The following is a 12,146-nucleotide window of genomic DNA, read 5'->3' as shown; positions in this document are numbered from 1 at the left end:
GGTCAGGCGCAGGCTTTTTCGCTGATGACGCGACCGGCCTGCATGCGTACCAATTGGTCGGCGACGTCGAAGTAACGGTCGTCGTGGGAGATGACGATGATGGTCTTGCCCAGGCGCTTGAGGTCCGGCAGCAGCTCGGTGTAGAAAATCCGTCGGAAGGTCGGGTCCTGGTCGGCCGCCCACTCGTCAAATACCAGCACCGGGCGCTCATCGAGCCAGGCGTTGACCAGGGCCAGGCGCTTGCGTTGCCCGGTGGACAGGTCGGTGGTGGTGAACGCGCCATCGCGCACGCTGACCTTGTGCGCGATCTCCAGGCGCTCCAGGTATTGGGTGGCGTCGTCGGGCAGGGCCTTGTCGTTCTGCACCAGGTCGTCGAACAGGAAGTAGTCGGCAAAGATCGTGGTGAACATCTGGCGGTAGTCGTCCAGGCCCAGGGCGTCCACGGGCAGGCCGTTGAGGCGGATTTCGCCTTGCTGCGGGGTGTACAGGCCCAGCAGCAGCTTGATCAGGGTGGTCTTGCCGCAGCCGTTTTCGCCGACGATAAACAGGATTTCCCCAGGCTCGATGCTCAGGTTGACCGGCCCCAGCTTGAATGGCTCGCTGCCTTCCACGGGCGGGAAGGCGTACTGCACGTTGCGCAGTTCCAGGTGCTTCATCACCGGCACGCTTTTGTCGGCGTCATCGAGCAGCAGGTGCGGTTCCGGCGAGGAGAAGCGCTCCGACAGGTCGGCAATGCGCCGGAAGGCGATTTGTGCGCGGCTGATGATCGGCAGGTTGCCGATCAGGTTTTCCAGCGGGCCTTTCATGTACAGCAGCACCAGGACAAAGCCGCTCATCACCGCCGGGTCCGAGCTGGGCCAGAACTGTTGCAGGGTCAGCGCCAGGCCGATGACCACGAAAAACAGCATCGAGCCCAGGCTCTTGGCGATCACAAAAATATTGATCGAGCGGATATGGGTGTCGCAGATATGGTCGGCGGTGCCCTGGATATTGCGGGTGTGCATGGCGTGCCGGCGTGGGCGATGGATGCGCAGTTCCTTGGCGCCCTCGGCAATCGCCGAGTAGTGTTTTTGCAGGTTGTCTTCGGCGTCACGGGCCGCGTAGAAGCCCTTGATGCCTTTGCTCTGGGCCACGAACTGCACCGCCGAACCAATGCCGATGGCCAGCAGGGTCATGAGGAAGATCGGCCAGGACAGCACCGCCAGGTAGCCCAGGCAGCCCAGGATCACTGTGGTCGAAATCGCCAGCGGGGCAAAGGCGAAGGCAAAGTCGCTGATGGTGTCCACGTCATGGGTCAGCACCGGGATCAGGCGGTGGGTGCGATAGCGCTCGATCTGCTCGATGGGCGCGGCGAGCACCTTGGCGCCGAGGTCCTTGCGCAGTTTGGCAATCACCTTCTGCCCAACGAAGTTGGTGCCGATATCGGCGCCGATACTGCTGAGCAACGCCAGCAGACACAGCCCGGCGAAGGCCAGGACCACGCCGGTGCCCATGCCGTCGGCGCTGTGCAGGCCGCGGTTGACCGTGGCCAGCAGCGCGGTGACGCTGAGGCCACCGACGATGCCCAGGGTGATGGAAGAAATGACAATCCGTCGATAGGGCTTGAGCAGGCTCAAGAGTTCGCGAATGGCGCTGCGCGGTGCTGCGGTCATGAAACTACCTCGATCGCGACGTGGCTACGTGCTGTGGGCAAGTGAAGGCCTGCGCGCGAAGGTTTACCGCTGGCAGGCCGATAGTAGGAGGACGAGTCGGGCCCGGCGCGATTTAGCCGCGTCCCGAGTTGCACAGGCTCAGAGCTCCCGTGCCACGCGAAAGCCCAGCCAGTCGCCGCGCACGTTGGGGTAGAGGTTGTTGCGGTTGCCGGAGCGGGAAAACACCGGCGCCTCGCCCCAGTCGTTGCCGCGAATCTGCCGCACCTCGCATTGCCCGGTCAGCCAGGCACTGCCATCGCTGGGCGCTCCCACGTAGCTGTCGTTTTCACAGTCTTCGACCCATTCGTAGACGTTGCCATGCATGTCATACACGCCGAACGCATTGGGCGCATAGCTGCCGGCCGGCGCGGTGTAGCTGTAGCCATCGGCCGGCCCGTAGGTGTTGGCGTGCTTGGCGATGCTGTATTCCTTGCCCTCGTCGAACGGGAACGGGAAGGGCCCGGAGGTGCCGCCACGGGCGGCGTACTCGCGCAGGGATTCGCTGACCATGCGGTACTGCTTGCCGGTTTTCTTCGACAGCCAAGCGACATAGGCGCGGGCTTCGGCAAAGTCCATGCACACGGCCGGATGTTTGGCGCTTATCTTGTAGGTGGGCTTGCCAGCCGTGCATTTGCGGCCAGGGCGGTCGTCGCCGTCGGGCATTTTGTAGCCGGTTTCTTGCAGGTAGCTGTCCCATTCGCCGGCCAACACCTGGAAGCGGCTGATGGCCACGGGTTTGGCGAAGGTCACGTCATGGATCGGGCCTTCATCGGGCTGGCGGCCGACTTCATCATCCGGGGTGCCCATTTTGAAGGTGCCGGTGGGCAGCACCACCATTTCCGGGCAGTTCTTGCAGTCCTTGAACACGGTGCCGGGCTTGGGCGGCGTGGCGGCCTGGGCGGACGGTGCCAGGCAGGCGATCAATGCCGTCAGCGCCAGGGACTTGAGCAGCGTTGGGGTGAGCGGTTCATCGTTCATGAGTCGTCTCGTGGGCAAGAAAAAAGGGGATCAGAGGGCTTTGTCGAGCAGGGCCAGGAAGCGGTCGACCTCATCTTCGGTATTGAGCAGGCCCGGCGCGGTACGCACCACCGGGCCGACGTCGCGGTTCACCGCGTCGCTGACCACGCGGTTACGCATCAGGTAGGCGGCCACCTTGTCGCTGTCCTGGCCCTTGACCCGGAAGAAGCTGAAACCGGCCGACAGCTGCGGGTTGGCCGGGGTGACCAGCTCGATGTTCGGTCGCGCCTGCAAGCGCTCCTTGAGATAGGAGTTGAGGCTGTGGATGCGCTGCTGAACCTCGGCCTTGCCCAATTGCAGGTGCAGCTTGAAGGCCTCGTCCAGCGCCCAGCGATGCTCAAAGGCGTGATAGCCGCCGGGGGAGAAGGTGGTGGCGAAATCGGTGTCTTCGGAAAACGTCGGCATGCTCGGGGTGAGGGTGGTCACTTGCTCCGATGCGGCGCACACCAGGCCAGTGCCCCGTGGGCCGAACATCCATTTATGGGTGCCGGCGATAAAGAAGTCGCAGTGCATGTCCGGGAAGGCCAGGTCTTCGACGCCGAAGCCATGCACGCCATCGACCACGTAGAGGATCCGATCCTTTTCTTCGCGCCCCTGGTTGTGGCGCTTGACCAGTTGCCCGATTTCAGCGATCGGCAGCTTCACGCCGCTGCCCGACTGCACCCAGGTCATGCCCAGTACTCGGGTATTGGGGCGAATGTTGCGCTCGATGGCCGTCAGCACTTCATCGACCGACACGTGGTGGGCGTTGGCGAACAGCTTGATCTTGCGCACCTGGGTGCCGTCACGCTGGGTGCGCAACGCGAGGATGCTGTCGGTGGAAAAGTGCTCGTGCTCGGTGGTGAGGATTTCCTGGTCGGGGCGCACGTGGATGCCGCCGTAGATCATAGCCAGGCCCTCGGTGGTGCTGCCGGTGAGGGCGATCTGGCCGGGTTTGGCTTGCAGATAGCGGCCGGCCCAGTCACGCACCTGGCCTTCGCGTTTCCAGGGTTCCTGCAGGTCCCAGTCCATGGTCAGGCCGGGGTTGCGGTCAAGGGCGGCGCGGTGGCGCTCGATGGCTTCGCGCACGGGCCTTGGGTGCGAGGTGATCAGGAAGTTGGAGAAATGGATGTAGTTCGGATCCTGGTCGAACAGTTGGCGCAGGCCGGCCCATTTATCGACGGGGGCCTTGGCGCTAGCCGCCTGCACGTGCAGGCTGGTGCCCAGCGGCAGGCTGGCGGCGAGGATGCCGGCCTGTTTGAGAAAGGTGCGACGGTCGGTCATGGCGTTTGCTCGCTTGGCAGCACACCAGGCTTGGCGGACTTTTGCACCTGCTCCCACACCCGCAGGAAATTGCCGCCCCACAACTTGGCGATATCGGCTTCGGAGTAGCCGCGGGTGATCAGTTCGGCGGTCACGTTGCGCACTTCACTGACATCGTTCCAGCCCTTGACGCCGCCGCCTTCGTTGAAGTCCGAGGCAATGCCGACGTGGTCGATACCGATCTTGCGCACGGTGTAGTCAATGGCGTCTCCCAGGTCCTTGAGGCTGGCCTTGGGTTCTTCTTCGAGAATGGCGTAGAGCTCGCTGGCGTACTCGCCGAACTTCTGCTCCGGCCAGGCAGCGATGATCGGGTCGCCGGGCATCAGGGCCATCGCCAGGTTGGGCAGGGGTGGCAGGTCGAAACGCGCGCGCAAGGTATTGAGCTTGTCCTGGATCGGCTGGCTCAACGGGCGCAGATACCCGCCGAAGGCCACCACTTGCACCACGCCGCCACTGTTCTTGATCAGTTGCAGTTCTTTGTCGCTGAGGTTGCGCGGGATATCCACCGAGGCCCGCGGCGCGGAGTGGGAGGCGACCATGGGGGTGCGGCTAAGCTGGGCGACTTGTTCGAGGGCGGTGGTCGACATTTGCGAGACGTCGATGATCACGCCCAGGTCGTTCAGGCGCTGCACTGCTTGCTTGCCGATGGCCGAGAGGCCGCCGAGGGCATCCGGCGAATCATTGAAAAACGGCAACGGGCGCGAGGAGTCGGCCCAGCTGTTGTTGCCGATGTAGCTGAAGCCGAACATGCGCATGCCGCGCGCCGTCCACATGTCCAGCAGGTTCAGATCATTGCCCAGGGGGTAGGCGTTGAGCATGCTGATAAAAATCGCAAACTTGCCCTCGCCATGCAGGCGGCGCAAATCGGCCGGGGTGTAGGCGATGCCCACCTGGTTGGGGAAGTCGCGGACCATGCCGGCGATGATCTTGTAGCGCACCTCTTGCTGGTGCCGGGCTTCGTCGACAAAACCTGCGGTGGGTTTGTGTGGTGCATTGGGGCCATTCCACAGCTCGGGCCAGCCGAAAATCGTCAGCGCCGCCCCCGACAGGCGCCCGCGACTGGCCTTGGCCAGGTCGAACTGGCCGCTGCCGTCCTTGTCTGCTTCATGGCCGGCGGTGCCGAAGTCCAGGGGCACGGTGATATGGCTGTCGAACGACAGCAGGCGGTCCTGCAATTCATTGGCCTGCTTGATCACTTCCAGCGGGTAGCCGGCATTGCCGCCAAACCAGTGATCCCAGGCCAGGCCTGCGCCGGCAGCAATGGCCAGGGCCAAGGGCAGGCCGATGTATAGAGCCTTTTTCGAACGTGGTTTTGTCATTGCCATCTCAGTCGGTTCGCCTTTGAGGTGCAGGCGCAAGGGGCCTTTGCTATCTGGGGAGAACGAGCGCAGGACCGGGAAATTTAAGCGCGGCCCCTACAGTAAATTTGCCGCCCGGCTAAACGTTCTAGCTTGGATAAAGCCTGCTCCAGGGCTGACACAGGTAGGAACATGACGATTTCTCGACGAGGGTTTATCGCAGGCCTGGCGCTGACCGGCGCCGCCGTACCTGCTGCCTTTTATGCCCATCGCGAGTTGACGCGTGAGGAATTTCCCATCACTCCCGAGGAAGCCACGGTGGACCTGGCGGACACCGCCGGCCAGCAGTTGGCGAACAGCCTGCGCGGGATCTGGAGCCTGCGCCTGGAAGGGCGTGACGCCGGGCTGCAAGGCTTGCCCCTCGACGGTCTGGAACTGTTTCTTGATATTGCACCGCGCGGCCGGGGCGTGCGTGGCTACCTGGACACCGCTGGCCAACTGCGTGGGCAGGGTGAGCCGCGCTATCAGGTGCTGGGTGACCTGGCGCCGGGCGACGCGGCGCTGTTGTACTGGCGCCTGATCGACCGCGACGCGCCGGACGGCATGCCGGCCTATGAATTGACGATGCGCCTGGATGAAGTCTGGGGCAGCTTCGGCAATGCCGGCAGCGGCACCCTCAGCGGGCAGATTCTCAATCTCGACCGGCCCCTGGCGCTGCTGGAGCTGGATAACCGGTTTGTCGCCACCAAACAGCTGTTCCCCGAAGCCCGCGAACGCATCGGCCTCAACCCGGCGCTGCTGGCATGGTTGATTGCCCCCGAACACCGCCTGTTCCACCAGCTCTGGCACGCCTCGCGGGACCAGTGGCACAAGCTCCCCGAAGACAAGCGCAACGCCCTGCGCGGCATCGGTTGGCAGCCCGGGCCACGGGACCAAGAGCGCGATGCCCGTGGCCCGCGCAAGGACCGCAATGGCTCGGGTATCGATTTTTTCTTTATGCATCGGCATATGCTCGGTACGGCGCGCTCCCTGCAGGACTTGCCGTCCTGGCCGCGCTTCCCCCAGCCGCAGCCCGAGCTTGAGCGTGATCGCCAGGGCTTCGCGCGCTACTTTGACAATCACGATGGCTTCGCACTGCCACCGACCTGGATGGCCAGTGGCGACGAGCAGTACAGCCAGTGGGTCAGTGATATCAAGGCTTGCGAGACCTATCACAGCAACTTCCAGGTGTGGGAGTCGCAGTACCGCGACCCGCGTTACCTGGCCAGGTTGACCCTGGGCCAGTTCGGCTCGGAGGTTGAGCTGGGGCTGCACGATTGGCTGCACATGCGCTGGGCGTCGGTGCCGCGCGACCCTTCCAACGGCGCACCGGTGCCCTTTGCGCGCGATCCAGCGGATTTTTCGGCGCGGTGGTATGAGCCTGAAAATGACTTTTTGGGCGACCCGTTTTCCTCCCATGTGAACCCGGTGTTCTGGCATTTCCACGGTTGGATCGATGACCGGCTGGAGGACTGGTTCCGCGCCCATCAGCGCTTTAATCCGGGTGAGCTGAGCCGCCTGGAGGTCAACGGTGTGCCATGGTTTGCGCCAGGGCGCTGGGTCGAGGTGGGTGATCCATGGCTGGGGCCGGATACCCACGGTTGCAGCACCACCCCGGGATTGCAGATGGGGCGCACGGTGGAGATGGATCCGGAAACCATGAAGCTGGCGTTGCGCATCACCTTCGGCGCTGATGATGACAAGTTGCAGGACTTGTTCCGCAAGGTGCCGAAGCGGCCGTGGTATGCGCGGCATTTGAAGGTCAGGGAGCGGACGATTTGACCTGTCCGATCAACGTCAAACGGTAGGCGCTGGCTTGCCGTCGATGGCAATGGCGATGGGGCAGGCAACATCGCCGGCAAGCCAGTTCCCACATTAGATCCTCATCGTTAAAGATCAGACGCCTGCCACCCCCCTCCCAGTGCCTTGTACAGGGCAATACTCGCCCCCAGCCGTGCCTGGCGCAGTTGCACGTTCAAATCCTGGGCGGCATACAGCGTGCGCTGGGTTTCCAGTACGGTAAGCAAGTCCTCCGCGCCAGCCTCATAGCGGCTCTGGGCGATACGGAAGGCTGTCTGTGCCTGGTCCAGTTCTTCATGCTGCCACTGGCGCTGCTCGTCCAGTCGGCGAATGCTGCTCAGGGCCTTTTCTACATCGGCAAAGCCATTGATGATCGCGCCGCGATAGGTTTGCAGCAGCTCATCCTGGCGTGCCGTGGCCTTGTCGCGTTCGGCGCTGAGGCGGCCGTTGTTGAAAATCGGTGCGATCAGCCCGCCCGTGAGGTTGTAGAACGGGTTGCGCAGCATATCGCCAGCACGGTTGGCGCCCGAGCCCAGGTTGGCGCTGAGGGTCACGCTGGGCAGCATGGCGGCGCGGGCGACGATGATGTCGGCCTGGGCGGCCGCCAGTTGCGCTTCGGCGCTGGCAATGTCCGGGCGGCGGCTGAGCAGGTCGCTGGGTACGCCGGCGGCGATGCTTGGCCAGCGCAGTTGCTCAAAGGCCTGGGGCGTCAGTTGCAGCGTCTGCACCGGTTGGCCGAGCAGGGCGGCCAGGCTGATCCGTGCGGCTTCGGTCCGCTGGCGTACCTCGGGCAGTTGGCGTTGCTGCGCGGCGACCAGGCTCTTTTGCTGGGCCAGTTCCAGTTGGGTGGCAGAGCCCGCGTCATGCCGGGTCTGTACCAGCTTGAGCACGTTCTGCGCATTGGCCAGGTTGAGCTCGGCGATGCGTTGTTGCTCGTGCAGGGCCAGGAGCTGGGTGTAGGTGGTGGCCACGCCGCTGAGCAGGGTCAATTCCACCGTGGCGCGCTCGAATTCGCTGGCGCGCACCGCCAGTTCAGCACTGTCGCGAGCGGCGCGCTTGCCGCCCCAGAAGTCGATTTCGTAGGTGGCCGTCAGGCTGGCATTGAAATAATCCACCGCGTCATTGTTGTTGTCGGCATCCAGTTCGCTGTAGCCGTTGCCGCGCAGCAGTTTCTGGCGGTTGGCGTTGAGCCCGCCCTTGAGTTCGGGCAGCAGCGGCGCGCCGGCCACCACGGCGCCGGCCTGGGCCTGGCGCACCCGGGCCATGGCGCTGGCCAGGTCGTAGCTGCCGGTGCGGGCCTGTTCGATCAGTTGGTCGAGCTGCGGGCTGGCAAAGGCCTTCCACCATTGCTGGTTGACGTGCAGAGCGTTGGCCTGGCTTGCCGTGTCCCAGGCCGGCGGCGGCTGCAGGCCGCTGGCCGGGCGCTGCGCCGGGCTGCTGCACGCGGCCAGCAGCAGGCTGGCGGCAACGAGGGTCAAGTGCGCTTTCATAGGGCGATCATTCACTGGTAAGGGCCGTGACCGGGTCGAGCCGGGCTGCTTTGCGGGCCGGCATAAAGCCGAAGATGACGCCGGTGACCAGCGCGCAGGCGAAGGCGCCCAGGGCTGCGGGCAGCGAGAAGGCGACGGCCACGCTGCTGAGGATCAGCGCGCCACCGACCAGCAGGGCCAGGCCGATCCCGGCCACCCCGCCGACCACCGTGAGCATCACCGCTTCGGTGAGGAACTGGCGCAGGATGTCGCGCTGCCGGGCGCCAGTGGCCATGCGGATGCCGATTTCCCGGGTGCGTTCGCGCACGGTCATCAGCATGATGTTCATCACGCCGATGCCGCCCACCAGCAGCGAAATGGCGGCAATCGAGCCGAGCATCAGCGACAGGGTGTTCTGGGTCCGGGCCTCGGCCTGGATCATCGCGGCGTTGTTGGTCAGTTCAAAATCCCGCTTGCCGTTGTGCAGGCGCAGCAGCAACTGGTCGATGGCTTTTTCCGCTTCATGCACCTTGCGCGCGTCGGCGGCGGCAATCACCACGTATTCAGGGTTATAGGTGCCGAACAGGCGAATACTCGCGGCAGAGTAGGGGATGGCGATACGGTCGTCGCTGTCCTTGTCGCCGGAGCTGGCGCCTTTTTCGGCAAGCACGCCGATCACCTGGAACGGCACGTTTTCGATCAGGATGTATTGGCCGATGGGGCTGGGCAGGTCCTTGAACAGCTTGTCGCGCACCCGTTTGCCAATCACCGCGACGGTAGCGGCGGCGCGTTCGTCAGTCTCGGTGAAGTAGCTGCCCTCGACCACTGGCCAGTTGAAGATCGTCGGGAAGTTGGTGTCGTTGCCGCCGACATAGGCCATGTGGTCGACATTGCCGAAACGCACCCCGGCCTCCGCGCCATTGACCGGCATGATGCGCTTGACCTGGGGCAGGGCGGCCATGGCGGCGACGTCGTTCATGGTGATAATGCCGGGCGGCGTACGTGGGTTGGGCGCCGAGCCGCTGACATACAGGATGTTGGAGCCAAAGGCGCCCATCTGCGCCATGACCTGGCGTTTGCTGCCTTCGCCCACGGCCAGCATCACCACTACCGAGGCCACGCCGATAATGATCCCCAGCAGGGTCAGGGCCGTGCGGAAGCGGTTGATCCACATGACCCGCCAGGCCGCCTGCACCGCGTCCACCAGTTCAGCCTTCCAGGCGCCGTTGTGCTCGGCGCCGTCGGCCAGGCGTTGGCGCAGGTCCACCGCTTGCAGGGCCTTGGGGTTGGCTTCAGTGGCGGGCTGGTTGTGGGTGTTGGGGGTGTCGCTGATGATCAGGCCGTCGCGGATCTCGATGATGCGCTTGGCCCGCGCCGCCACTTCGCGGTCGTGGGTGATCAGGATCACCACGTGGCCCTGGCTCGCCAGTTCGTCGAGCAGGGTCATGACCTCGGCGCCGCTATGGCTGTCGAGGGCGCCGGTAGGTTCGTCGGCGAGGATGATATGCCCGCCGTTCATCAAGGCCCGGGCAATCGACACCCGTTGCTGCTGGCCGCCGGACAACTGGTGCGGGCGGTTGCCGGTGCGCCCGGCCAGCCCCAGGCGGGTCAGTAGGGCGGCGGCGCGGGCGTGGCGTTCGGCGGCCGGTGTGCCGGCATAGATCGCCGGCATCTCGACGTTTTCCTGGGCCGAGCCGGACGGGATCAGGTGGTAGCCCTGGAACACAAAGCCAAAGGCCTCGCGGCGCAGCCAGGCCAGTTCGTCGGTGTCCAGTTGGGCGACGTTTTCCCCGGCGAACAGGTACTGGCCGACGGTGGGGCGGTCGAGGCAGCCGAGGATATTCATCAGGGTCGACTTGCCTGAGCCGGAGGCCCCGACAATCGCCACGAATTCCCCGGCATGGATCGACAGGTCGATCCCGCGCAGCACATCGACCTGGGGCGCATCACCGCCCCCGTAGGATTTGCGGATGTCCCGAAGTTCGATCAGCGGCGTCAACATTCAGCCTCCGCTGCTGTCGGCGGGGCCGATCAGCAGATGATCGCCTTCGTTCAGGCCGTCGAGGATCTGGATGCGCAGGCGATCGCTGATACCCACCCGCACCTCACGGTCTTCGATGCTGCCGTCCTTGGCCACCACGCGGGCCAGTTGCATGTCGGGGCGGGTGCTGCCCTGCAGGGCAGCGACGGGCGCGGTCAGCGCATCGGTGACGCGGCTGGCGACGAAAAACACCTGGGCGGTCATTTCCGCCATCAGTGCGTTGTCGGCGTTGTCCACATCCAGCAGCACGGTGTACAGCACCACCCGGCCGCTGCCGCTCTTGCTCGAACTGCTGGGGCTGCCGCCGCCCTGGCTGGTTTCGTTGAGGGGCTTGGGCGGCACCGGCAGGATCTGGCGCACGGTGCTGGTCCAGCGCCGGTTGCCACCGCTTAGGGTGGTGAAATAGGCCTGCATGCCCGGTTTGACATGGCCGATATCGGCTTCCGAGACTTCCGCCCACACGGTCATCGGCGACAGGTTGGCAATGCGCAGGATCAGCGGCGTCTGCTGCTGGCTGTTGAGGGTCTGGCCTTCGCGGGCATCCACGGCCACCACGGTGCCGGAGATCGGCGCATAGATGCGCGTGTAGCCCAGTTCAGCCTGATCAACCCGCAGCGTGGCCTGGGCCTGGCTGATCTGCGCCTTGAACATGTTGATGCGTGCCTGGGTAGCGTCCAGTTCGGCCTGGGCGGTTTGCACGTCTTCATCGCGGGTGGCGCCACCGGCGGCCAGGCGTTGCTGGCGCTGGTACTTCTGCTGCGCCAGGCGGTGCTGCGCGTGCTGTTCCTGCAGTTGGGCCTGCAAGTTGGCGATGGAGTAACGGGTGGCGTCGAGCTTGGCTTGTTGGGTGGCGGGGTCGATCTCTACCAGCAGGTCGCCTTCCTTGACCTGGGCGCCGGCTTCGACGTGAATCTTGCGGATCTGCCCGGAGGCCTGGGCGCCGACATCCACGTAACGCCGCGGTTGCAGGGTGCCGAGGGCGGTCACACTGCTTTCGATATCGCCCCGGTGTACTTGCAGGGTGGCAAATTTATCCCGGCCGGGCGGGATCAGTTGCCAGGCGGCGAACGCGGCCACGGGGATCAGGCAAAGTGCTGCCAGCAGAGCGCGCCGGGTGTGTCGGGGACGGTTCATGCACGGGTTCCAGCCAGGAAAGTTCGGACCGCAGCTCAATCGCCCACAAGGGCAGAGACAGGCGCGGCAAGCTGTCAGGTAAACGAGGTATTTGCCCTGAAATTTAAGTGCTTACACACGCCGTTACAGCTGGGCGAAACGCCAGTATTGGACGTTGTGTGTAGGACTTTTCAAATCTACATGAGAATTACTATAAATTAGACGGCCTCAAACTGCCATCACCGCATTGCCCGCGTCGGCGGCTCCGCGCCTGCCAGGGTGAATCCAGTGCGGGGCTTAAATTTTTTTTCATGGTCCTCGTTTCCTATCAACACATGGCCTGTTGTTCAGCAGGTCGCCCAGGCTTTCCGCCCCA

The 12,146-nt window shown here is 64.4% G+C and carries 8 protein-coding genes; 1 reads left to right on the top strand and 7 read right to left on the bottom strand.

Features of this window, described 5'->3' with window-relative positions; all coding sequences use genetic code 11:
• Positions 1-2: 2 nt before the first annotated feature.
• The 4 genes from ACO77H_RS17610 to pvdM all read right to left on the bottom strand — a co-directional run bounded on the left by ACO77H_RS17610 (position 3) and on the right by pvdM (position 5,329).
• Positions 3-1,652: a cyclic peptide export ABC transporter gene (locus ACO77H_RS17610; RefSeq protein WP_169954766.1), complete on the bottom strand. Its 1,650-nt coding sequence runs from the start codon at positions 1,650-1,652 to the stop codon at positions 3-5.
• Between the two features lie 138 nt (positions 1,653-1,790).
• A complete protein-coding gene (locus ACO77H_RS17605; protein WP_169954765.1) occupies positions 1,791-2,669 on the bottom strand; it encodes a formylglycine-generating enzyme family protein in 879 nt (292 codons plus the stop codon).
• Between the two features lie 30 nt (positions 2,670-2,699).
• On the bottom strand, positions 2,700-3,971 hold the full coding sequence (locus tag ACO77H_RS17600) for an aminotransferase class V-fold PLP-dependent enzyme (RefSeq protein ID WP_169954764.1): 1,272 nt from the start codon (positions 3,969-3,971) through the stop codon (positions 2,700-2,702).
• Entirely contained in the window at positions 3,968-5,329 is a 1,362-nt protein-coding gene (gene pvdM, locus ACO77H_RS17595) for a pyoverdine-tailoring dipeptidase-like protein PvdM (RefSeq protein WP_169954763.1), read from the bottom strand. The genes ACO77H_RS17600 and pvdM overlap by 4 nt, the downstream gene beginning before the upstream one ends.
• Before the next feature lie 171 nt (positions 5,330-5,500).
• Here pvdM and ACO77H_RS17590 point away from each other — a divergent pair, with 171 nt between their 5' ends.
• Positions 5,501-7,129 carry a PvdJ/PvdD/PvdP-like protein gene (locus ACO77H_RS17590; RefSeq protein WP_432754369.1) on the top strand — a complete coding sequence of 543 codons (1,629 nt, stop codon included), beginning with the start codon at positions 5,501-5,503 and terminating at the stop codon, positions 7,127-7,129.
• Between the two features lie 107 nt (positions 7,130-7,236).
• Here the strand turns inward: ACO77H_RS17590 and ACO77H_RS17585 are convergent, their stop codons facing one another.
• Genes ACO77H_RS17585 through ACO77H_RS17575 form a run of 3 tightly spaced genes read right to left on the bottom strand, consistent with a single transcriptional unit; the run spans position 7,237 to position 11,791 of the window.
• Positions 7,237-8,637 (bottom strand): efflux transporter outer membrane subunit, encoded by a 1,401-nt coding sequence (locus ACO77H_RS17585; RefSeq protein WP_432754368.1) that lies wholly within the window; start codon positions 8,635-8,637, stop codon positions 7,237-7,239.
• 7 nt (positions 8,638-8,644) lie between these two features.
• The gene (locus tag ACO77H_RS17580) at positions 8,645-10,618 is read right to left on the bottom strand and encodes a MacB family efflux pump subunit (protein WP_432754367.1); all 1,974 of its coding nucleotides are present in this window, start codon (positions 10,616-10,618) and stop codon (positions 8,645-8,647) included.
• A complete protein-coding gene (locus ACO77H_RS17575; RefSeq protein WP_432754366.1) occupies positions 10,619-11,791 on the bottom strand; it encodes an efflux RND transporter periplasmic adaptor subunit in 1,173 nt (390 codons plus the stop codon).
• Positions 11,792-12,146: the final 355 nt, after the last annotated feature.

Origin of the sequence: Pseudomonas sp. WMBT8 (assembly GCF_050916005.1) — a bacterium.
Taxonomy (GTDB): Bacteria; Pseudomonadota; Gammaproteobacteria; order Pseudomonadales; family Pseudomonadaceae; genus Aquipseudomonas.
Note: the sequence above shows the minus strand (reverse complement) of the source record. Positions and strands in the feature narration are given on the sequence as shown.